Raw genomic sequence first — 19,844 nt, 5'->3', positions numbered from 1 at the left:
TTCGCAACGTACACAACGAGTTCCCGGCGCTACGGTTACCGTTGGACGAGAGAGACGAGAATGTCCGCGATCGCCTGAGGGTGCTGCGGGCCGAGGTGTGGCGCGGCGATCGAATGAATGTCGAAGCTGTTGCCGGGGGTGGCCGCGTCCGCTTCCGCGATCATGCGGTCCTGCAGCGCGAGGGGGAGGGTGCGGTCGCGGGTGCAGCGGATGTAGCTGCGCGGGATTCGGCCCCACGTCGCCGGGTCGCCGCGGGAATCGTCGATGGTCACCGCCCACGCCTCGTCGGGTTCCATGGCATTGAGCGCTGCCCGGAAAGCCGCGTCGTCGTAATCGTCGGCGAGTGCGGCCTTCGCGGCGGCGAGGAACTCGGGATCGGCTGAGCGCCAATTGGTTCGGGTCACACCGGTCTGCTGGGGGTCGCCGAGGCTGGGAATCGTGGTCGCCAATGTGCTCGCGGCCTCCGGTGTGGTGTAGCACTCCAGCACGCTGCGCAGCCGCACGCAGCAGAACGCGGTCAGATACACCAGTCGTGCGATGTGATCGGGGATCTCGTTCGCGACCCGCGTGATCGTCGCCCCGCCCATGCTGTGGCCGACGAGGATGACAGGGCCCTGTGTAGCGGCGCGGCGGACCACACCCGCCACATGCTCGACGTTGTCGGCCGGGCGTAGTCGGGCCAGGGGTGAGGGTTCGGCCGCCAATGCCGAGAGATCTTGCGGCGCTTGATAGGACAGTGGGAAGTGTGCGGCTGGTCCGTGGCCCGGCAGGTCGACGGCCAATGCTCGGTGACCGGCCAGGGTCAGGGCGGCCACCAGTCCGGCGTACGAGGCGCCGTTCCCGTTGGCGCCGTGCACGATCACGAAGGTCGGCCGGCCGCCGCTGGTTGCCCGGTCCCCGTTCGCGCACCCGGCGACCAGGGCTCCGGCGCCCAGTGCGCCGACTCCCAGTACCCCCCGACGGGACAGCTCACGCATGCGTCACCCCACATCGGGCCCGCTGCAGACCAACCGCGAGCGCCGCCGCCCCGAGCGCACCGATCACGTAATCCGACCATCCGGGAAATCCGGACACGCGCAGCATCGCAGCCACCCCGAAGCTGTTCTCCCACAGGGCTTCCGCCACCGCCGACCCCAATCCCTGCACGAACAGGATGAACCCGAACAGCAGCCACCCGGACTGCGTGCGAGCCGCGGCGATCCATGCCGACATGACACTTCCTCTCTTTCCGATGCAACTGCATCGGAACCGTAACATCTTTCCGATGCGACCGCATCGGTATGCTGACGGGATGCCCCGATACGTAGATCACGAGAGCCGTCGGCGTCTGATCGCGGACGCGGTGTGCAGCCTGATCGGCCGACGCGGAATCGAGGCGGCGACGCTGCGGGAGGTGGCTGCGGAGGCGGGCGTGTCGATGGGCGCGGTGCAGCGGTGCTTCAGCACCCGGCAGCAGATGTTGATCTTCGCGCAGGAGCGGGTGAACCAGCGCATCACCGAGCGCACCCGAGCCCGGATCGCGGCATCGGCCGCGCCGGAGTCGGTCGTCACGATGCTGGAACACACGTTGTCGGCGATGCTCGCCGTCGACGACGCGGACCTGATCGAGGCGCGCGTCTGGATCGCCTTCAGCGCGCAGGCGGCAGTGGACCCGGCGGTCGCGGCGGCCCAACTGGACCACTACCGCGGTGTGGCCGAACTGCTGACGCTCCTGCTGCGGCTGGGCCGGGAGTCCGGTCAGGTCCGGCAGGAAATCGTGCCCGACCAGGCTGCTGAGGAACTGATCGCGGTTGCCGATGGTTTGACACTGCAGGTCCTGACGCGGCGCCTGACTCCCGAACTCGCCCACAAAACGCTGCGCAGGCATACGGCCGGACTTTGGGTGGTCCCGGCCGCACCCTCCTGACACAGGTCGATCTGTGCCTGATCGACCTGACAGACCGGCTCGGCCGACGCGACCGGGTTCGCATCGCGGTCACGGCTCGCGGACCTTGCTGTAGTGTCGCCTGGCCCGCGCCCGGTTTCCGCAGTCCGATGAGCTGCACCAGCGCCGTGATCGGTTGCGTGTCCGGTCGATGAAGACCCAGCCGCAGCCTGGCCCCTCGCATTCGCGGATCCGCTCCAAGTCCGCGGATCGCAGCAATTCCTCGGTCCGCAGCGCGAGAAAGTGTGGAAGCGCGGCGCCGTCGCGCAATGGCACGGTCCACCGCAGGGGCAGCGCGGGCGCCAGCTCGGCATACCGATATGCCGCGAGCAGCGGCGCTCGCAGTGCGGCGACGTCCGGCGGATCCGAAACGAGCACCTGGTAGAGGGCCTCGCGGAAGATGTGCACCGCCTGCAGGACGGCCTCGGAAACCGCCAACCGTTCGGTCGTCGCGCCGACCAGGACGACCCATTCCGAGAGTCGCTCCGGGGTCGAAAGCCGATCGTTTCGCCTGGCCGGATCGCGTCGCCAAGAAACGGTGTTGACCAGGTCCAACGGCACACTGCCGCCGATGCTGTCGTAGCCGTCCCAGTGGTCACCCACCTATCCTCCTAATGGTCAAAACCAGTTTAGCTTGTTAGTGTGCGGAGTATGACAACGCTCCGGCGAAGCTACCTGGCCGGCGCCCGCGTCGGGCTCGGGCTGGGTGCTGCGACCTTCGTCCTCGGCGTCACCTTCGGCGCCTACACTCAAACTCTGCACTGGGGGACCGCGGCCCCGATCGTTGCGTCGATCATCGTGTTCTCCGGCTCCGCTCAGTTCGCGCTGGCTGCCGCGCTGGCCGGCGGCGGTCATCTAGCTGTCGCGGTCGGCGCCGCGGCCCTGATCAACGCTCGATTCCTGCCGATGGGCGCCGCTGTTGCCGCAGATCTGCGCGGCGGGCGGCTGCGCCGTGCGTGGGAGGGGCAGGCCGTCGTCGACGGGTCGTGGGTCGCCGCTCACCTCGGGCAGGGACGCTTCGACCGGGAAAAGCTCATCGGCTGCACCCTCATTCAGCTGCCGGCCTGGGTGCTGGGCACGGTGCTCGGCGTTCTCACCGCGCCTTCACCGGAGTTGGTCACGCGGTTCGGGCTCGACGTCGTCTTTCCCGGTTTCTTCCTGGTCCTACTCATCGACGAGTTGCGCCGTTCGCGTCAGGCGGTCCAGACCGCTGCGCTTGCCGCGTGCCTGGCCGGTGCTCTGGTCTTGTTCGTTCCGGTCGGCCTCGCGCTGATCGGCGCCTCGACTGCCGCGCTGCTCGGTCTGGCGGTGCGGCGATGACCCTTTGGGCTGCGATCGTCCTCGTCGCGTTGATCAGCATCGGTTTCAAGGCCGCCGGTCCGGTCCTACTCGGCGACCGCGAGATACGGCCCCGGCTGGCCGGGGTCATCGCGCTGCTCGCGCCCGCGTTGCTGGCCGGCCTCGTGCTCACCGACGTGACCGGTCCCGGCTGGTCAGGGATCGATTGGACGCTGTGCGCGGGGCTGGCGGCGATCGCAGTGACCTACGTGCTGCGCATGCCAGTGCTCGCCGCGATCCTCTGCGGCGTCGCCGTCACGGCCACGCTGCGGTTGCTGACTTAGAACGCCCGCAGTGGTTTACACAGCCTGCGGTGATGACCGCGCCTCCGGACCCATCATCCGCCACCATTCCCCGACTCCGGACAGCTCAACTGGGACCAGAACAAACCGTGGGTGCGCCGGGCGACCCGGCGCTCGAATTGCTCTATGGTGATGCGCTCTTCGTCGTATCCGTACAGCAGCAGCGGCCAATGTCGCGCTGCTTCCAGCACGATCTCGGCGGCCAGCCATTCCGCCGCTGTGGTGGCCGGGCTGTGCAAGGTCGCCCGGTGGCGGGGTGGCGAGCCGAGTAGTGCGTGCAGTTCGTTGTAGGCGGCTGCTTCTTGCCGGGGTGCGTTCGCCGGTAGCCGCCGGACGAACGGATGGATGTCGACGGCGACCCAGGAATTGTCACGCTGGAGCCAGGCGGTCCATGTGGTATCGAGTTGTCCGCCCATCTCGACGATGAGTTCCTGGAGTCGCCCGGGATCGAAGTCGTCGCCGAAAGTCATCCAGACGATGCGCTTTACCAATCCCGCCCTCCCGTCTGCGTCCCGGACGGCCCGGTCGGCGCGACTATGTCGAGCCTGTTGGGTAGCAGTGGTTTTCAGCAAGCCCCCAGTTGCGGTAGCGCCATCCGAGTGCGGGGGAACGCTGTCAGGTGGACCGGCTTCGCAATGCGACCGCCGCGCACACGGTGGCCAGCACCCAGACGACCGGCCCCACGATCGCGCCGATCAGGTCGACGTATCCGGGTGCCGCGAGCAGCAGGAGGAACGCCAGATCGACCACCCCGAGTACGACGGCGTTGAGCCAGAAACCCAGACGACTGTTGACCCGGTTCATGGTCACCGCGACGAAGATGGCCTGCGCGCCCAGCGTGGTCACGCAGATGAAGTACAACAGGCTCTCAGCCGCCGATTCGGTGCCGGGCACGCCGTCGGCGAGGTCTCCGATCACCATGGACAAGCCGAGCCCCATGTGCAGCACGCCCCACACGACGTACAGCGCAGCAGCGGTCGTCGACCACCGGCGATTTTCTCTCACGTCGCCCCCGACCCTTTGGAAAACGTTGGCCCGCTATGTTTCCGGCCCCGCGCAGAAGAATATGCCGTTCGGGCGATGCCCGCATCGGGGTAATCACCGATTTTCGCGTGCCCCGAACTACTTTCCCGTCTTCAGCGCGTCGGCACGAGGACCCAGTTCGTCCAGGTAGGCCGTAATCTATTGCACCCGAGAAGATCTCACCCAGGGGCGAGGACTTCGGCGAGACGAAGGAAAGCTCAGGTCGATTCCGATGTGACCTGAGCAGGCTCGGGCGGGCGGGCCGTCGAACAGAGCAGAACGATGAACGGCAGCGCAAGCACCGCCAGGCCGAGCAGCACTGCGCGAGGACCGGCCAACTCGATCAGCACGCCGGTCAGAGCCAGGGCGAGCATGCGGACCGTGGCCGTCACGGCGGTGTTCGCCGTGATCACCCGGCCGCGTTGGCTCCTGCACACCACAATTCGCCGTCACCGGTGGCGGAGTTGTCCAGCCCCTGAGTTTGAGGGCTCGGGGCGGGCTAACGTCGCTCAGACGTAGGACGACAGACGGGACATGAGTCTGAAATATGTTTCCTTACAACGGTTCATGTTCCGTACGGGCGTCGTCGCGGCAGCGATGGCGGCCGGAATGAGCGGGTTCGCCGGGAGCGCCGGTGCCAACCCTGACGATCCGGTGGCGCAGTTCACCTCGACCCTCACGCGGGTACCGGGGCCCAATTGTGCCGCGATCATCAATGCCGAGACGGTGCCGCAGCCGCAGTCCGGTACGTTCGGTGTTCGGGTGAAGATCACGCAGACCGGGGAGTTCTGCGGGGGCTATCACCTCACCGTGCACTGGCGCAACGTCGACACCGGCCTGACCAGCGGGCAGTCCCAACGGGTCGAGGGCACCTCCGTCGTCGGCATGCCGGACAACGTGATCACCGGCATCGGTATGGCGCCGGGTGCCGGAAAGGTGGAGGCGTGGATCGACACGTACTCCCAGGTTTATCCGCAGAATGTGGATCTGGAACACCTCACGGGACGCGCGACGTTCACGCTCGGCTGATCACGCAACGGATCGACTAGGCGGTGGCAGGGATCGACCGGATCCCTGCCACCGCTGTGGCCCACTGTCATAGCCACCCTTTACGGCGGAAGACTATGTGCACCAAGGCCGCAAGGGTGATCATCAGCGTGAGCACGGCAGGGTAGCCGTAGGTCCACGAAAGTTCCGGCATCCCTTCGAAATTCATCCCGTAGATGCCGGCGATCAGGGTGGGGGCGGCAGCGGTGGCGACCCAGGCGGAGATCTTGCGCATGTCTTCGTTCTGGCGGATGCCGACCTGGGTGAGATTGGCGTCGAGCACTCCGTCGAGTAGTTCACGGCGCGCGCGGACGCGGTTGTCGATGTGCCGGAAATGACGATCGATTTCGTGCAGGACTTGTTCACCGACGTTGGCGCTGTAGGGATCGTCGGTGATCCAGGCGGGCAGGCGACGGCGGACCAGACGTTCGAGCGGTTCGTCGACGAGTGCGGCCGTGGTTTGCTCGAACTCCATCAGCAGGCGTCGGAGCCGGTAGATCTGCTCGACCGGGTTTGCGCGATCAGTGGAAAAGACTTCACCCTCAACCTGTTTGATCGCGCGGTCGAGCTGCTCGAGCAGGATCAGGTAGCTGTCGATGATGAAGTCGAGGACGATGCGAAATGCGGCGAGCGGGCCGTCGGTGTGGGTGCGCGGGGGAGTGAGCTCCGTGCCGACTGTCACGACGAAATCCCTTCCGATGGCGAGCAATACGTCCACCACGTCGATGGAGGTGTCGCTGGCATCGAACTGGCCCGTGGCCAGCGCGATGATCACTGTCTCGCCTCGGACCTCCAGGCCTGGACGTTGCAGGGACTGATGTGCCTTGGCCAGCAACGCCGGATCCAGGCCCACCGCCTGTTCCAACTGCGCGAGGTCGTCGTCATCGAGATCCCGCACCCCCAGCCAGGCGAATGCCCCCGGCGGCTTCCGGTTGCCTTCGGTACCGGTTGCCCGGAGTTCGGGGCACAGCTGTCCGTCGAGGTAGACGGCATCATCGGTGATCATGCCCGCATTGTGCCCCGGGATCGGATCCCCTTTTGTCAGCGGTCTGTGGTGACCCGCGCCGCGCGGTGCGTCATCGGCCGGACCAGCGGGGTTCGCGACGTTCGAGGAAGGCCTGCACGCCCTCGGCGGTGTCCTGCGAGGTCAGGGTGTTGGCGATCGCTTCTTCGGTGACCTGCCAGGCGAACTGATCGTCGGCGCTGTGCACGCGTTCCAGGGCGACCAGGCTTTCCTGGACCGAGGTCGGCGCGCTGCGGCAGACGCGTTGCGCCAAAGCCATCGCGGCCGTCAAAGCTGCTCCCGCATCGGCGATTTCGTTGACGAAGCCCAATTCGTAGCCACGTTCGGCGGTGATCGGCTCGCCGGTCAGCAGCAGTTGCTTGGCCACGTTCAAGGGCAGCGCCCGCGCGGTGCGGAACAGCCCGCCGCACGTGGCGATGACGCCGCGCCGCGATTCGGGCAGTCCGAAGGTGGCGGTGCGGGCGGCGACCAGCAGGTCGCACGCGAGCACGATTTCCATGCCGCCGCCGTAGGCGAAGCCCTCCACCGCGGCGATCAGCGGCTTGCGGCGGGCACGGCGCACCAGGCCGTAGTGCCCGCCGCGGGGCGTGGGTTCGCCGGATCCGCTGCTCAGGTCGGTGCCGGCGGAGAACCCGTCGCCCTCGCCGGTGAGGACAGCGACCCACAGGCTCGGGTCGTCGTCGAATTCGTTGAGCGCGGCATCGAGTCCGCTGGTCATCGCCGCGTCGAAGGCATTGCGTTTGTCCGGTCGATTCAACCGGATAACGAATATCCTTCCGTCCCTACTGGTTTGGACTCGCATGAGTTCCTCTGGTCGAAAGATCGGTTTCATTACGAGGCCGGACGCTACCTGATCCAGTCTCAATTCGGAACTGATCTATGGCGCTGAAGAGGGATATCCCATCGCGGGCGTCAGGGTGGCGGTTGATTCGGGGCGTACTGTCGCACGATCCATCGGCAGATCGCGTCGACGACGTAGGCGCGTTCGGCGTCGTCGAGTTCGTGCCCGGCGGGAATGTCGTGCCAGCGGGCGAGGCAGGTGCGGCAGCAGGTGGCGGTGGCGTGCTGGGCGACGAAGACCGGATGTCCGCGGTAGGGCGTCTGCTTGCCGTCGTTGCGCGGTTCGGCCGGGGCCAGCCTGCGGGCGATCAGGTCCTCGGCGTGCTTGCGGACGGTCGCGATCCCGCGCAGGTCGACCACGGCGCGGTCGCGCCCCCGCAGCCGGAACTTCGCGCGGAAATGATGCTGTCCGATCCGGTCCAGTCTGTCGTCGAGTTCGTCCGTCATAGACCTGGGACCAGTCCGCGTGCCGTGCGCTCGCCGAGTACCACCCGGTAGAGCGTCATCACCCGCCGCGCGTCCCCGCTGAATCCGAGGTACGGGTCGGCTCTGGTCACGAAACCGACGCTACCAGCGGAGATCGCGACCATCGAGTAGCGCCCACCGATCCCCGCAAACACCTGCGAGGTGGCGGGAGTGCCGAGCGATGCCGCGAAATCTACTGGTGTACCTCGGGGTGTTCCCGGATGTGCGGGGTGAATGGGCGCGCCTACAGTCCGTGCAGGAACCGATGCGGGAAGGGACGGCGAGTTGATATGGCTTTTGTCGCCAGCAGAGGCGGGCTTGCCCTCGTCGCGTTGTTACTGTCGGCCGTTGTGGCGGGGTGTACGTCGTCGGAGGAAAAACCTGACGAGACTTATCATTCGACCGACGTGACACTGCGCAACAACGGAATCACCATCGGTGGCACCCTCACTGTCCCCGATCGAAAGGGCCCGTTTCCCGCGGTGGTTCTGGTGCCCGGCGGTGGAAAGCAAACTCGCGACGAAGAGTTCGCGTCGCACAAGCCCTTTCTGCTCATCGCCGATGCCTTGACCAGGGCGGGGTATGCGGTCCTGCGGTCCGATGATCGCGGGGTCGGCGCGACCACCGGGGACAAGAGCGAGGCCACCTACGACGACCTCGCCTCGGATGTGCTCGCGCAAATCTCTTATCTGCGTGAACGATCGGATATCGATCGCGATCGCATCGGCGTGCTGGGCCACAGTCAGGGCGGTTCCCTGGCGCCGCTGGTGGCGCAGCAGGCACCAGACAAGGTCGCATTCACCGTGCTCATGGCGGGACCGGCGCAGCACGGATGCGAAGTCCTCAAGCATCAGCTGCGCGTGCAGTTGCAGGCGACCGGGACGACCTCCCCCGACCGCCTGGCGGCGAGTGACGCTGCAGTGCAAACCGAATGCGATCTGCTGCGGGCAGGCAATTTCGACGAAGCGCGACGCAATGCACGCGAAGCGAATCGGCGACTTCCGGCGGCCGAACAGTCCCGTGACGAAGATATCGACAAGTCGATCAACCAGGAATATGCGGCGCAATCGACTTACGACCCCGCGCCCGCGTTGCGTGCTTTGCGCGTCCCCGTCCTTGCTCTCTTCGGAACCAAGGACGTGCAGGTCGAGGCTGCGGTCAATGACCCGCTGATGCGTGAACTGCTGGCAGGCAACCCGAAGGCGACGGTGCACACCTTCGAGGGCGTGAACCATCTCATGCAACCAGCGGTCACCGGTATGCCGGATGAATACGCGAGAACCGAGACCACCACCGACCCGAAAGTGCTCGACTACATAAAGACCTGGCTGGACCGGAACGCGCGGAGTTGATGCCGCAGCCTTCGGTTCATGGATGCATGCGGGCGCCTTTGAGTACTTTGTCCACCACGTTGCGCGGTCCGTAGACGGCGACGCCGACGAGGTCCAAGTCGTCGCTGCCGACCGCGCGCACCGCGGCCCGATTGTCCTGATCGTTTCCGGTGGTGAACAGGTCGGAGGTGAACACCGCAGTGCGCAGTTCCCGCGCCAGCGCCTTGCCGTGTGCGTTGCGCACGACCTCTTTGCTGCCCTCGAAGACGAGCACGGGCTGCCGGAACATCGGCAAGTAGCTGGTCGCGTCCGCGTCCTCGTACGGTTCCCCGATCACCTCCGGGTGCACCGTGCCGAGACCGCTGACCAGGAATGCCGTCACATTCAGCCGCTGCCAGGTCGGCAAGTCCGCCCGCAGCAGTACCGCGATCTTGGTATCGAAACGCACGTTCTCCATGCCCCCGACTCTTCCGTGGACCGGCACAGGAAGGCTTGTACGATCCTGGCATGGTTGCGGGCGGTGCGATCGAGCAGATCAGAGCCTGGCAGCCGCGAGTGCCGGGCATCGTCGAGGTCTTCCATGCCCGTTTCGTCGAGCACGTCTACCCGATGCATGCCCACGACTCCTGGACGCTGCTGATCGTCGACGACGGGATGGTCCGCTACGACCTCGACCGGCACGAGCACGGCGTGCTCGGCTCGGTGGTGTCGCTGCTGCCGCCGCATGTGCCGCACAACGGTCAGGCGGCGACCGCGGACGGATTCCGCAAGCGCGTGCTCTATCTCGACGACGCGCAGCTCAGCGCGGCGATGATCGGTCGTGCTGTCGACTCGCCCACCTTCACCGACCCGCTGCTGCACCGGCGAATCCGCCAATTGCACGCTGTCCTAGCGCATTCCGGCGAGGAGTTCGAGGCCGCCAGCCGCCTCGCCCTCATCCACGATCGGCTGCGCGACCTGCTGCTCGGCACGGATCCGCTGCCGCGGCACGCCGATCCGGGGTTGGCACATCGGCTGCGTGGTCTGCTCGATTCCCGTATTGCCGAAGGGCTTTCGCTCACCGAGGCGGCGGCGATATTGCACGCCGATGCCACTCATCTCATTCGCGCGTTCCGCCGCGAGTTCGGGATGCCGCCGCACCAGTACCTGATTTCCCGCCGGGTCGATCTCGCCCGCCCGTTGCTACTGAGTGGCATGCCCGCGCGAGATGTGGCGGCTGCCACCGGCTTTCATGACCAACCGCATCTGACCCGCCACTTCAAGCGCATTCTGGGCACGACGCCGGGTAGATACGCACAGAGCGCGGCGAACTAGCCGCGCCCCGCGCACCACTCGAGCAGTGGCACGATCTTTTCCGCGGTTCCGATCAGCGCGCAGGCGTGTCCACCTGGACGCGCTGACTGTCTTTGCCGGAGAGGAACAACGCGAGTTCGCGACCCTGCTCGGTGACCGCGGTGGACTCGGCCCGGGACAAGCGGCGCAGCGGGGCGACGTGCACGGTGCCCGACTCCTCGGTCCACGTGGCCGCGACCCGGCCGTCGACCAGCACGACGCGCGCACCGGCGACCGACAGGCCGCGGTGCTCGTCGTCGATGATCCGGCTGCGGTCGTGATAGCCGAGGATCGCGTTGTCGAAAGCGGGCAGGAAGCGCACCGGGGCGGGGGTGTCCGGGTCGGGGCGGGGCGCGTCCGGGAGGTCGAGCAGTTCGCGGCCGCGTTCGTCGCGGAAGGCCACCAGCTCCGCGCGGACCGCGCGCACCGCGGCGGGCAGCCCGGCCAGGCCGCACCAGGCGCGCAGGTCGGCCGAGGCCGCCGGTCCGAAAGCGGCCAGATAGCGCCGGACCAGCGCGCGACCGACCAGATCGGGATCCTCCGGAAGCGAGGCGATCGGGCGGCCCAGCCACATGGCCAGCGGCTGGTAACGTGCTCCTGCTTTCGCGCGCCACAGCCCGCGCGGTGGCAGTTGCGCCGTCGGGATGAGGGCGGCGATCAGGATTTCACCGAGTGCTCGCGGTCCGGGCGTCGGCCAGCGGTCGGTGAGTTCTCGCGCCAGTTCGGCCATGGTGCGCGGCGCGCCATCGGCCAGCAGCGCGCTGCCCGCCGCCGCGAGTTCGTCCAGATCCACGCCGGCCAGTTCGCGGCGGTAGGTCCCGAGCACCCGCTGGCACAGCATGGCGTGGTGGCGAGACCGCCAGGCCAGCGCGTCGTCGGCGGTGAGCAGATGGACGGTACGGCGCATGAGATGCAGGCGCACCACCCGGCGCTCGGTGAGCAGCTCGTCGAGCACGGCGGGCTCGAACGCGCGCATCCGCGACCAGAGTCCGAGGAACGGTTCCTGTGGCTCTTGCGCTTGCAGTCCGCACAGGTGGGCGACGGCATCGAGTGTGGATATCTCGGCACGGTCGAGCAGCATTTGCCGGGCGAGCGTGGCCCGGTTGAGCGCCCGGGTCGTCAGTATCGTCATCCGATCATGCCGCCGCGAGCGACCCGTCCGCTGGTGCGTGTTCTCATCGTTGGTGTCCTCTCGGTCATCAGATGGGCCGCCGGGGCGAGAGCGCGGCTCCCACCCCGCACGAGGTGGCGCTATCCGTTGTATCCGCTGATGACATCGAGAACCCAGACGACACCGAAGCGGTCACGCAGCATCCCATAGGCGGGCGCCCAACCCGCCGGTCCCAGCGGGACCACGACGGTCGCGTCGGCGCGCAGTGTTTCCCAGTATCCGGTGATCTCCTCGGCGGTCTCGCCGCGCAGGGAAACGAAGAACGAATTCTCGCCCTGGCGGTAGCTCATCCGCGCGGGCACGTCGTAGGCCATCACGTGAAAGCCGTTCTCGGCCAGCACCTGTCCCCACATCACCTGGTCGGCCGCGGACTCGTCCTCGACGTCCCCCGCATCCTTGTAGGTGACGACGGCGAGGTGGCCGCCGAACACGGACTGATAGAACTCCAGTGCCGCGCGTGCGTCGCCGCGGAAGTTCAGGTGGGTGGTGGTCGTGACGGACATGCTTACTCCTCTTTGTCGACTTGCTGCCGAGACCACGGTCGCAAGAGAAGCGGTCAGGTTGTGTCCGCTACTTCCGGCAGAATCAGAAATATGCCGAAAACTTCCGCACGGCTGCTGACGTTGCTGTCGCTGTTGCAGGCGCGCCGGGACTGGCCGGGGACCTTGCTGGCCGAGCGGCTGGAGGTCAGTCCGCGCACCGTGCGCCGCGACGTCGACCGCTTGCGCGAACTCGGCTACCCCATCGTCACCACCAAGGGACCGGAGGGCGGATACCGGCTCGGCGCGGGCACGCAACTGCCGCCGCTGCTGTTCGACGACGAACAAGCCGTCGCACTGACCGTGGCGCTCCAGCTGGCTACCACCGCCGGGGCCGGCATCGAGGAGGGCGCGGTGCGGGCGCTGCACACCCTCCGGCAGGTGATGCCCGCACGGCTGCGCCACCGCATCGACACCCTTCAGGTCACCGCCGTCGCGCACCCCGCCGCACCGCCGCTCGACAGTGCGGTGTTGCTGGCGATCAGCGCGGCCGTGCACGCCAACGAGGTGCTGCGCTTCGACTACGTCAGTGCGGGCTCTTCGGCGGTTACGCAGCCGCGGCGAGTTGAGCCGCACCACCTCGTGACCCGGGGTGGTCGCTGGTACCTCGTGGCGTGGGACCTGGACCGCGACGACTGGCGGATCTTCCGCGCCGACCGGATCTCGCCGCGCACCCCGACCGGCCCGCGGTTCGTCCCTCGCGACTTGCCGGGCGCGAATGTGGCGGCGTTCGTCGCGAGCAGGTTCGCCGGTTCCGACGGGTCGGGCGGGCGGCCATGCCGAGGCGAGGTGATTCTGGCCCGGCCCGCCGCCGAGGTGTCACCGTTTCTGCACGACGGGATAGTCGAGGACCTCGGTCCGGACCGCTGCCGAGTGGTGCTGGACTCCTGGTCATGGCCCGCCCTGGCCGGCGCGCTCGGTTTGTTCGACGCCGATATCGAGGTCGTGGGGCCCGCCGAGCTGACAGCAGCTTTCGCCCATTTGGCCCGCCGCTACGCCGCCACCGCAGCCACCTGATCCCCGGATCCAGCTCATTTGGTGCGGTGCGCGCCGACTCTGTTCGAGCCCCCCCAAACCTGGGGGTACCGCGTACAGCGCGCCATCATGGATCGTGTTCCTGTCTCCCGACGAAGAGGACACTCTTGTGAAAAAGCTCATCGTTGTCGCCGCCCTGACGGCGGGCCTGCTCGCGCCGGCCGGACTGGCCGCGGCGGAACCCATTGCCGCACCGGCCGATACGACCTCGACCGCGACCTATGTCCAGGGGTCGTCGGCGGATATCTTCTGCGCCGTGATCCGATTCCTGAAGGGCGGTTGGGCGGGTCGTCCCGCGGACTGCTCCTTCTGACGCAGCGGCTGCCCGCCGGCGGCGACGGCCGGTCGATCCCACTGGGATCGACCGGCCGTCGCTTGTCCGGTTCCGCCGGTTCACCTGCCGAGCACTACTTTTCGACGCCTTCGTAGGCGAACAGACCGTTCCAGGTCAGCTTCGCCTGACGCACCTGGTCCGAATGCCCCGCATTGTTGTTGTCGTCGAACACCGGAATGTCGGGCATGTCCTGGAACAGGATGGCCTGCGCCTTCGCGATGTGCGCGTAGGACTCCTCCGGGGTGGGCGCGGCCAGCGCGGTCGCGATGATCTTGTCGAATTCCGGGTTGACGTAGCCGATGTCGTTGCTCGCCGAATCGGAGAGATACTGCGGCATCAAGAAATTCAGCATCGTCGGGTAGTCGCCCTGCCAGGCGTTGCGGAACGCGGTGCGGATGGATTTACCGACGATCGCGTCCCGCAGCGGCTTGAACGTCGGGTAGGGCGCGCCCAGGGCATCGATGCCGAGGGTGTTCTTGACGCTGTTCGCGACGGCTTCGATCCAGGCCTGATGGCCGCCGTCGGCGTTGTAGGCGATCTCGAAGCGGCCCGTCCACGGCGCGATGGCGTTGGCCTGCTCCCACAGTCGCCGCGCCTCGTCGGGGTTGTACGTGAGCAGTTCCACGCCGGGCAGACTGCCGTTGTAGCCGGGCAAGCTGGCCGAGGTGAAATCCTTTGCCGGAACCTTGGTTCCGTGCCAGATGGTGTCGGCGATCTGCTGGCGATTGATGGACAGCGAGATCGCTTTGCGGCGCAGCACGCCTTCCGCGCCGCCGAAATGCGGCACGGTGGGCTGGAATCCGATGTGCTCGTATCGTGCCGTCGCCTTATGGATGGCGCGGTCGCCGAGGTCGGAGTTGAAGCTGGTCAGCGCGTTGTCAGGGATGGTGTCGAGCAGGTCGAGGTTGCCGGCCAGCAGGTCCGCGTACGCGGTCTCGTAGGTCGCGTACATCACGAACCGCAAGCCCTTGTTCTTGGCCGGACGGTTGCCGCGGTAGTCCGGATTGGGTGCGAGATCGATCTGCACGTTGTGCTGCCAGGCGTTGTCGTTCGCGAACTTGTACGGGCCGTTGCCGACCGGACGCTCGCCGAACGCTTTCATATCCCGATAGGCCACCTCGGGCAGCGGGAAGAACGGCGTGAAGCCGAGGGAGAGTTCGAAATCGATCGACGGGCGGGTGAGATCGACGGTGAACGTGCGCTCGTCGACCACCTTCAGCCCCGACATCGTCTGCGCCTTCGGGGGATCCACCGATACCTCGTCATAGCCGACGATCGAGGCGAAGATCCAGCTCTGCAGTTGCGCATTGGTGCTCAGCGCGCCGTAATTCCACGCGTCCACAAACGATTTCGCGGTCACCGGGGTGCCGTCGGTGAACGTCCAGCCCGGTTCGAGGGTGATCCGATAGTGCCGCCGATCGGCCGACTCGATCGCCTCGGCGACCTCGTTGTGGGCCTTACCGTCGGCGTCGTAGTACTTCAGCCCGGCGAACAGGCGGTCGACCACGCGCCCGCCCTGGTTCTCGTTGGTGTTCGTCGGCACCAGCGGATGTTGCGGCTCACCGCCGTTCGCGGTCACCACGCCCGCCGCCGCATCGTCCCCGCCGGACGAGCAGGCCGTCAGGCCTATCGCCAACGCGGCCGTCACCAATAACGCTGCCCACCTGGTGGATTTCACTTCGCCCTCCGACCTCGAGCGGCCGGTCACACCCTGGCCACTCGTAATTTCTTCGGAGAGTAGCTATTTCGTACGGCGTTGTCCTCGGAATCCGTCCGCCGGGCCGGAAATGTTCAGCCCACCCCGCCGCCGGGCGGGATGGTCGGGGCACCGCCTCTGACCACGATCTTGACCGCGGTGCTGCCTTGCCATTGACCGGTGGTGGCTTGTCCATCGGTCTTCAGGAAGGTGCAGTAGACATCGCCGTACGCGGTGCTACCCGCGGGCGCCGAGGTCTGGAACGAGTCACTGACCCAGCGCCCTTGATGATTGGCCGAGCCGCCGATGGCCGAGTAGTCGAATTCCCGGTACGTCCCGGTGGTGCCGACGCTGTTCTCGACGACCATGTCGCAGGTCGCGGTGCTGCCCGCAGGAAGGTAGACCCGCCACCCGAGCGTCACCGTGCCCGCGGCGGGACTGCTGATACTTCCCTCGACGCCGTTGGCCGCGTGCGCGGCGGGTGCGACGAGGGTGGTGAGGGCGGCGAGTCCGGCGACGAGCAACGTTGTCGTCGCGAGCTTCTTGGTGGTGGACGGTGTAGTCAACGGGTGCTCCTGGAGGTTGCCGGGTGTGTGCCTGTTGAGGCAATTCAACGCAGCAGGAGCGGGCTGAGCCACGAACCCCAGGAGTGGTCGGGCACCACGCAGGGGTGGGCGTTCGCCACCTCGGTGTCGAGAGTGGCCGAATCCGGGCGATCTGTCAGGCGGTCGGTTGCACCGCCGGGGGCCATTTGTTCGGCAACACGTTGGGGGGCTGGGCTCCCGGGACGTGATCCCAGTCGAAGGTCAACATCCGCCATGCGGCGGGGCGCTCGAACGAGATGGTGGGCCCGGTGAAGACGGCCGCGTCGAAACTGGTGTGCCAGCCGTTGAACGCGGCGCCGATGAACGAGGTGTGCTTCTGGAACTTCGTCTTGTGGAAGGAGACCCCTTCACCACCGAAGATCGCGTCCGCGAAACTGGTTGCGCCGTCCAGTGTCGCGCCGTCGAACCAGGTGTTGGACCCGGCGAACTCGGTTTCGGAGAAGCGGGTCAATCCGGCGAAGGTGGCGTTGCGGTAGGAGACCTCCTCGTCGAACCGCGCGCCGCCGAAGTCGGCGGGCCCGGCGAAGGTCACGCCCTCGAACCAGGTCTTGTCGTAGAACCTCGCGCCGTTGAACGACGCGTATTTTCCGGCGAACACCGTGTCGTTGAAGGTGTTGCGGCCACGGAACTGCGACGAGCTGAAGTCGGCGTCGGCCAGGTAGGCCCCGGTCAGATCGAAGTCCCGATCCGACCACGGATGCTCGGCGGCGGGCACCAGGTGCGCGGCGATGACCCGCACGATGGTCTTGCGCACCTCGAGACCGTTCTGGCTGCGCTCGCAGTCGGGATCGGGCGTGTAGGGCAGCCGCAGATACCCGCAGAGCACGTCGACGCACACCTGTACTTCGGCGTGGTTGCCGCGGGCGTGCCAGTCGTCGGCCAGGGCAGCCATCGCGTACACGCCCGCCATCCGGACCGCCGGCGACGCGTGCGCGAGTTGTCCCGAGGTGGTGGTGAACCGGGTGCGCAGATCGCGGATCGCGGCCGCGTCATGCTGCGCGGCGGCCAATTCGTACTGCTTGTTGCTGACGACCAGCGCGTCGGCCGAGGTCTGCTGTGCCTTCGCGGCGATCTCCTGCGCCGCCGTGGCGAGTCGGTTCGCTTCCGCGATGAGAGCGACGGCATGAGCGGCGGTGTGCTGCGTCGAGTCCGCGGTGCGCTGCCGCCGAATGGCCAGATAGGCGGCCCCGCCGGCCACGGTCAGCGCCACGACCGCCACGGTGTTGCGCACCGCCTCGTACCACTGCGCCGTGGTCAGGTGATGACCGGTCAGCCACCACGGGCCGCCGCCGTCGATCAGGCGTACGGCCACCATCAACACAGGTAGCGCGAACGCGAACGTCGCGACCATCCCGAAGAGCGTCTTCCACAGCAGCTTCCAGCCAGGTTCTGGAACATGAACGGGAACAGCCGCATTGGGATCCACCGACACCATGTGATCTTCCCTCATCGCACGAATACTGACCGGACATCACCGTATCTAGTGCCTCGCTGCTCGCCACCGCCCGGTGCCCTGTTCATCAGTGAGAACGTACTGCGAATGCAGTAGTCGCAACAGCCTGCTTTCGCACGACGCGGACTACGGAACCGTCCCACGACCATGGCGGCATGGCGAAATTCCTCTACCGGCTGGGCCGGTTCGCGTTCGAGAAACGGCGGCTGGTCGTGCTGCTCTGGCTGGGCGTGATGGCCGCCGTGGTGGCCGGGGCGCTCAATGCACCGAAGCCGCCGCCGGACACCTTCTCGATCCCTGGCACCGAGTCACAGCAGGCGTTCGACCTGCTCGGCGCACGTTTCCCGGGAACCAAATCCGATGGGGCACAGGCCCGGATCGTCTTCGTGGCCCCGGCGGGCGAGCAGGTCGGCGCCGAGCCGGTCAAGGCCGCGGTCGAGCAGATCCTGTCCGATGTCGGGGGCGGCGCCCAGGTGAAGGGCGTACTCGACCCGTTCCAGACCGGGGCGGTGAGCAAAGACGGCACGACGGCCTACGCGACGGTCAGCTACGGCGAAACCACGCAGAACCTCACCGACGCGACGAAGACGGCGCTCACCGACGCGATCGACGCGGGCAAGTCCGCGGGTGTCACCGTGGAGGTGGGCGGGACCGCGCTGATGGCCGAGCCGGAAATGGGCGGCGCCACCGAGATCATCGGAATCGCCATCGCGGCCGTGGTTTTGCTGATCACCTTCGGCGCGTTCGCGGCCGCCGGGCTGCCCCTGCTCACCGCCCTGATCGGGATCGGTGTGGGCATCGCCGCCATCGTCGCGATCGGGCTGTCCACCACGACCACCACCCTGGCGATGATGCTCGGGCTCGCGGTCGGCATCGACTACGCGCTGTTCATCGTCTCGCGGTACCGGAGCGAGCGCGCGCAGGGCTACAGCGCCGTGGAAGCCGCGGGCCGTGCCGTCGGAACCGCGGGTTCCGCGGTGGTTTTCGCCGGGCTCACCGTGGTCATCGCGCTGGCCGGGCTCGCCGTGGTCGGCATTCCCGCGCTCACCACGATGGGCCTGGCGGCCGCGGGCACGGTGGCCGTCGCCGTGGTGATCGCATTGACGCTGCTGCCCGCACTGCTCGGCTTCTTCCAGCAGGCGGTCATGCCGCGGGCTTTCCGCAAGAGCACCGTGGCCGACCGGCGCGCGGTCGACGCGACCCGGCCGACTGCGAAACCCGCAATGGGGACGCGGTGGGCACAGATCATCGTCCGCAGACCGGTGCTGGTGTTGCTGATCGGCCTGATCGGCATGGGGGCCTTGGCCTTGCCGGTGCGCAGCCTCGAACTCGGGTTGCCGGGCGACGAAGCGCAACCCACCTCGACGACTCAGCGGCGCGCCTACGACGCGCTCGCGACAGGCTTCGGTCCCGGCTTCAACGGGCCACTCACCGTCGCGATCGATGTCGCGGGTGTCGCCGACCCGAAGGCCGCGGTGGAACAGGCGACGAAGACACTGACCACGACCGAGGGCGTGGTGTCGGTCGTGCCGGCCTCGTTCAATCAGGCCGGGGACGCCGCGGTGCTCACGGTGGTGCCCGCCACCGGTCCGTCCACCACCGAGACCAAGGACCTGGTCCACGCGGTGCGCGACGCGGCAGGCGACCTGCGGACGGCGACGGGGGCGACCATGCTGGTCACCGGTGCGACCGCGATGAATATCGACGTGTCGCAGAAGTTGGCGGACGCGCTGCTGCCGTACCTGGCCATCGTCGTCGGGCTGGCCGTGCTGCTGCTGATGGTGGTGTTCCGCTCGATCGCGGTGCCGATCAAAGCGGCGCTGGGCTTCCTGCTCTCGGTGGGCGCGGCCTTCGGCGTGATCGTCGCGGTGTTCCAGTGGGGCTGGCTGGCGAACCTGCTCGGCGTCGAACAGACCGGGCCGGTGATGAGCATGATGCCGATCTTCCTGATCGGTGTGGTGTTCGGGCTCGCGATGGACTACGAGGTCTTCCTGGTCACCCGGATGCGCGAGGCCTTCGCGCACGGCGAGAGCGCGCACGACGCCATCGTCACCGGGTTCCGGCACAGCGCACGGGTGGTCGCCGCCGCGGCGGCCATCATGATCGCGGTGTTCGCCGGATTCATCGGCGGCGGCGAACCGATGATCAAGATGATGGGGCTGGGGCTCGCGTCGGCGGTTTTCTTCGACGCGTTCGTCGTCCGGATGACCCTCGTCCCGGCGGTCCTCGCGCTGCTCGGCGACAAGGCCTGGTGGTTGCCCCGGTGGCTCGCGAAGATCCTGCCGAATGTGGATGTCGAAGGGGAGGCGCTGAAACACATCGAGCCCGTCGAACCGGATCGCGAACTCGAATCCGCTCGCGTCTGACGGGGCACGCGCCGTCCGG

Annotated in this window: 24 protein-coding genes; 9 read left to right on the top strand and 15 right to left on the bottom strand. The window is 67.3% G+C overall.

Annotated features, from left to right (window positions below; translation table 11 throughout):
- Positions 1-35 precede the first annotated feature (35 nt).
- The gene (locus O3I_RS33845) at positions 36-977 is read right to left on the bottom strand and encodes an alpha/beta hydrolase (protein ID WP_014987538.1); all 942 of its coding nucleotides are present in this window, start codon (positions 975-977) and stop codon (positions 36-38) included.
- Complete coding sequence (locus O3I_RS33840; RefSeq protein ID WP_014987537.1) at positions 970-1,212, bottom strand: hypothetical protein; 243 nt, start codon at positions 1,210-1,212, stop codon at positions 970-972. Before O3I_RS33840 ends, O3I_RS33845 begins: the two co-directional genes overlap by 8 nt.
- A 79-nt stretch (positions 1,213-1,291) precedes the next feature.
- Between O3I_RS33840 and O3I_RS33835 the strand changes: the two genes are divergently transcribed.
- A complete protein-coding gene (locus tag O3I_RS33835; RefSeq protein ID WP_014987536.1) occupies positions 1,292-1,906 on the top strand; it encodes a TetR/AcrR family transcriptional regulator in 615 nt (204 codons plus the stop codon).
- A 69-nt stretch (positions 1,907-1,975) separates the two neighbouring features.
- Here O3I_RS33835 and O3I_RS33830 read toward each other — a convergent pair whose 3' ends face one another.
- Complete coding sequence (locus tag O3I_RS33830) at positions 1,976-2,527, bottom strand: CGNR zinc finger domain-containing protein (protein ID WP_014987535.1); 552 nt, start codon at positions 2,525-2,527, stop codon at positions 1,976-1,978.
- 48 nt (positions 2,528-2,575) lie between these two features.
- Between O3I_RS33830 and O3I_RS33825 the strand changes: the two genes are divergently transcribed.
- Both O3I_RS33825 and O3I_RS33820 read left to right on the top strand, forming a co-directional pair.
- Entirely contained in the window at positions 2,576-3,244 is a 669-nt protein-coding gene (locus tag O3I_RS33825) for an AzlC family ABC transporter permease (RefSeq protein WP_014987534.1), read from the top strand.
- Positions 3,241-3,546, top strand: a complete 306-nt coding sequence (locus tag O3I_RS33820; RefSeq protein ID WP_014987533.1) for an AzlD domain-containing protein — start codon at positions 3,241-3,243, stop codon at positions 3,544-3,546. The genes O3I_RS33825 and O3I_RS33820 overlap by 4 nt, the downstream gene beginning before the upstream one ends.
- 53 nt (positions 3,547-3,599) lie before the next feature.
- Here the strand turns inward: O3I_RS33820 and O3I_RS33815 are convergent, their stop codons facing one another.
- The 3 genes from O3I_RS33815 to O3I_RS33805 all read right to left on the bottom strand — a co-directional run bounded on the left by O3I_RS33815 (position 3,600) and on the right by O3I_RS33805 (position 5,000).
- Positions 3,600-4,034, bottom strand: a complete 435-nt coding sequence (locus tag O3I_RS33815; RefSeq protein WP_014987532.1) for a hypothetical protein — start codon at positions 4,032-4,034, stop codon at positions 3,600-3,602.
- A gap of 145 nt (positions 4,035-4,179) precedes the next feature.
- Positions 4,180-4,569, bottom strand: coding sequence for a hypothetical protein (locus O3I_RS33810; RefSeq protein ID WP_141691880.1), 390 nt, complete (start codon positions 4,567-4,569; stop codon positions 4,180-4,182).
- A 236-nt stretch (positions 4,570-4,805) separates the two neighbouring features.
- Positions 4,806-5,000, bottom strand: a complete 195-nt coding sequence (locus tag O3I_RS33805) for a hypothetical protein (protein WP_014987530.1) — start codon at positions 4,998-5,000, stop codon at positions 4,806-4,808.
- 121 nt (positions 5,001-5,121) lie between these two features.
- Between O3I_RS33805 and O3I_RS33800 the strand changes: the two genes are divergently transcribed.
- Positions 5,122-5,616, top strand: a complete 495-nt coding sequence (locus O3I_RS33800; protein WP_237748178.1) for a hypothetical protein — start codon at positions 5,122-5,124, stop codon at positions 5,614-5,616.
- A gap of 67 nt (positions 5,617-5,683) precedes the next feature.
- On the opposite strand, the gene O3I_RS43165 is transcribed toward O3I_RS33800, so the two are convergent.
- The 3 genes from O3I_RS43165 to O3I_RS33785 form a co-directional block, all read right to left on the bottom strand.
- Positions 5,684-6,640 carry a CorA family divalent cation transporter gene (locus tag O3I_RS43165; RefSeq protein ID WP_014987528.1) on the bottom strand — a complete coding sequence of 319 codons (957 nt, stop codon included), beginning with the start codon at positions 6,638-6,640 and terminating at the stop codon, positions 5,684-5,686.
- Between the two features lie 70 nt (positions 6,641-6,710).
- Positions 6,711-7,460: an enoyl-CoA hydratase-related protein gene (locus O3I_RS33790; RefSeq protein WP_041563039.1), complete on the bottom strand. Its 750-nt coding sequence runs from the start codon at positions 7,458-7,460 to the stop codon at positions 6,711-6,713.
- Positions 7,461-7,570: 110 nt separating this feature from the next.
- Positions 7,571-7,945: a DUF4186 domain-containing protein gene (locus O3I_RS33785; protein ID WP_014987526.1), complete on the bottom strand. Its 375-nt coding sequence runs from the start codon at positions 7,943-7,945 to the stop codon at positions 7,571-7,573.
- Positions 7,946-8,253: 308 nt separating this feature from the next.
- Between O3I_RS33785 and O3I_RS33780 the strand changes: the two genes are divergently transcribed.
- Positions 8,254-9,315 carry an alpha/beta hydrolase family protein gene (locus O3I_RS33780; RefSeq protein WP_167829195.1) on the top strand — a complete coding sequence of 354 codons (1,062 nt, stop codon included), beginning with the start codon at positions 8,254-8,256 and terminating at the stop codon, positions 9,313-9,315.
- Between the two features lie 16 nt (positions 9,316-9,331).
- Here O3I_RS33780 and O3I_RS33775 read toward each other — a convergent pair whose 3' ends face one another.
- Entirely contained in the window at positions 9,332-9,751 is a 420-nt protein-coding gene (locus O3I_RS33775; RefSeq protein WP_014987524.1) for a DUF2000 domain-containing protein, read from the bottom strand.
- Between the two features lie 50 nt (positions 9,752-9,801).
- Here O3I_RS33775 and O3I_RS33770 point away from each other — a divergent pair, with 50 nt between their 5' ends.
- Positions 9,802-10,608, top strand: a complete 807-nt coding sequence (locus O3I_RS33770; RefSeq protein ID WP_014987523.1) for an AraC family transcriptional regulator — start codon at positions 9,802-9,804, stop codon at positions 10,606-10,608.
- A 52-nt stretch (positions 10,609-10,660) separates the two neighbouring features.
- Here the strand turns inward: O3I_RS33770 and O3I_RS33765 are convergent, their stop codons facing one another.
- Positions 10,661-11,758 carry a winged helix DNA-binding domain-containing protein gene (locus tag O3I_RS33765; protein WP_014987522.1) on the bottom strand — a complete coding sequence of 366 codons (1,098 nt, stop codon included), beginning with the start codon at positions 11,756-11,758 and terminating at the stop codon, positions 10,661-10,663.
- A 119-nt stretch (positions 11,759-11,877) separates the two neighbouring features.
- Positions 11,878-12,300 carry a VOC family protein gene (locus O3I_RS33760; protein WP_014987521.1) on the bottom strand — a complete coding sequence of 141 codons (423 nt, stop codon included), beginning with the start codon at positions 12,298-12,300 and terminating at the stop codon, positions 11,878-11,880.
- Between the two features lie 90 nt (positions 12,301-12,390).
- Here O3I_RS33760 and O3I_RS33755 point away from each other — a divergent pair, with 90 nt between their 5' ends.
- Both O3I_RS33755 and O3I_RS33750 read left to right on the top strand, forming a co-directional pair.
- The gene (locus O3I_RS33755; RefSeq protein WP_014987520.1) at positions 12,391-13,353 is read left to right on the top strand and encodes a helix-turn-helix transcriptional regulator; all 963 of its coding nucleotides are present in this window, start codon (positions 12,391-12,393) and stop codon (positions 13,351-13,353) included.
- Positions 13,354-13,480: 127 nt separating this feature from the next.
- A complete protein-coding gene (locus tag O3I_RS33750; protein WP_014987519.1) occupies positions 13,481-13,684 on the top strand; it encodes a hypothetical protein in 204 nt (67 codons plus the stop codon).
- 94 nt (positions 13,685-13,778) lie between these two features.
- Here O3I_RS33750 and O3I_RS33745 read toward each other — a convergent pair whose 3' ends face one another.
- The 3 genes from O3I_RS33745 to O3I_RS43160 form a co-directional block, all read right to left on the bottom strand.
- Positions 13,779-15,383, bottom strand: coding sequence for a peptide ABC transporter substrate-binding protein (locus O3I_RS33745; RefSeq protein ID WP_141691881.1), 1,605 nt, complete (start codon positions 15,381-15,383; stop codon positions 13,779-13,781).
- Between the two features lie 113 nt (positions 15,384-15,496).
- On the bottom strand, positions 15,497-15,967 hold the full coding sequence (locus O3I_RS33740; protein WP_014987517.1) for a hypothetical protein: 471 nt from the start codon (positions 15,965-15,967) through the stop codon (positions 15,497-15,499).
- Positions 15,968-16,121: 154 nt separating this feature from the next.
- Complete coding sequence (locus tag O3I_RS43160) at positions 16,122-17,456, bottom strand: pentapeptide repeat-containing protein (protein ID WP_081594202.1); 1,335 nt, start codon at positions 17,454-17,456, stop codon at positions 16,122-16,124.
- 158 nt (positions 17,457-17,614) lie between these two features.
- Here O3I_RS43160 and O3I_RS33730 point away from each other — a divergent pair, with 158 nt between their 5' ends.
- The gene (locus O3I_RS33730) at positions 17,615-19,825 is read left to right on the top strand and encodes an MMPL family transporter (RefSeq protein WP_014987515.1); all 2,211 of its coding nucleotides are present in this window, start codon (positions 17,615-17,617) and stop codon (positions 19,823-19,825) included.
- Positions 19,826-19,844: the final 19 nt, after the last annotated feature.

Origin of the sequence: Nocardia brasiliensis ATCC 700358, from assembly GCF_000250675.2 — a bacterium.
Lineage (GTDB): Bacteria > Actinomycetota > Actinomycetes > Mycobacteriales > Mycobacteriaceae > Nocardia > Nocardia brasiliensis_B.
This window is presented reverse-complemented; position numbering and strand designations above follow the sequence as displayed.

Coding starts and splice junctions, on each gene's coding strand:
- O3I_RS33800 (WP_237748178.1), top strand. CDS start 5,122: ATGAGTCTGAAATATGTTTCCTTACAACGGTTCATGTTCCGTACGGGC.
- O3I_RS33780 (WP_167829195.1), top strand. CDS start 8,254: ATGGCTTTTGTCGCCAGCAGAGGCGGGCTTGCCCTCGTCGCGTTGTTA.
- O3I_RS33730 (WP_014987515.1), top strand. CDS start 17,615: ATGGCGAAATTCCTCTACCGGCTGGGCCGGTTCGCGTTCGAGAAACGG.
- O3I_RS33785 (WP_014987526.1), bottom strand. CDS start 7,945: ATGACGGACGAACTCGACGACAGACTGGACCGGATCGGACAGCATCAT.
- O3I_RS33840 (WP_014987537.1), bottom strand. CDS start 1,212: ATGTCGGCATGGATCGCCGCGGCTCGCACGCAGTCCGGGTGGCTGCTG.
- O3I_RS33760 (WP_014987521.1), bottom strand. CDS start 12,300: ATGTCCGTCACGACCACCACCCACCTGAACTTCCGCGGCGACGCACGC.
- O3I_RS33820 (WP_014987533.1), top strand. CDS start 3,241: ATGACCCTTTGGGCTGCGATCGTCCTCGTCGCGTTGATCAGCATCGGT.
- O3I_RS33825 (WP_014987534.1), top strand. CDS start 2,576: ATGACAACGCTCCGGCGAAGCTACCTGGCCGGCGCCCGCGTCGGGCTC.
- O3I_RS33790 (WP_041563039.1), bottom strand. CDS start 7,460: ATGCGAGTCCAAACCAGTAGGGACGGAAGGATATTCGTTATCCGGTTG.
- O3I_RS43165 (WP_014987528.1), bottom strand. CDS start 6,640: ATGATCACCGATGATGCCGTCTACCTCGACGGACAGCTGTGCCCCGAA.
- O3I_RS33755 (WP_014987520.1), top strand. CDS start 12,391: ATGCCGAAAACTTCCGCACGGCTGCTGACGTTGCTGTCGCTGTTGCAG.
- O3I_RS33845 (WP_014987538.1), bottom strand. CDS start 977: ATGCGTGAGCTGTCCCGTCGGGGGGTACTGGGAGTCGGCGCACTGGGC.
- O3I_RS33835 (WP_014987536.1), top strand. CDS start 1,292: ATGCCCCGATACGTAGATCACGAGAGCCGTCGGCGTCTGATCGCGGAC.
- O3I_RS33765 (WP_014987522.1), bottom strand. CDS start 11,758: ATGACGATACTGACGACCCGGGCGCTCAACCGGGCCACGCTCGCCCGG.
- O3I_RS43160 (WP_081594202.1), bottom strand. CDS start 17,456: ATGAGGGAAGATCACATGGTGTCGGTGGATCCCAATGCGGCTGTTCCC.
- O3I_RS33815 (WP_014987532.1), bottom strand. CDS start 4,034: ATGACTTTCGGCGACGACTTCGATCCCGGGCGACTCCAGGAACTCATC.
- O3I_RS33770 (WP_014987523.1), top strand. CDS start 9,802: ATGGTTGCGGGCGGTGCGATCGAGCAGATCAGAGCCTGGCAGCCGCGA.
- O3I_RS33775 (WP_014987524.1), bottom strand. CDS start 9,751: ATGGAGAACGTGCGTTTCGATACCAAGATCGCGGTACTGCTGCGGGCG.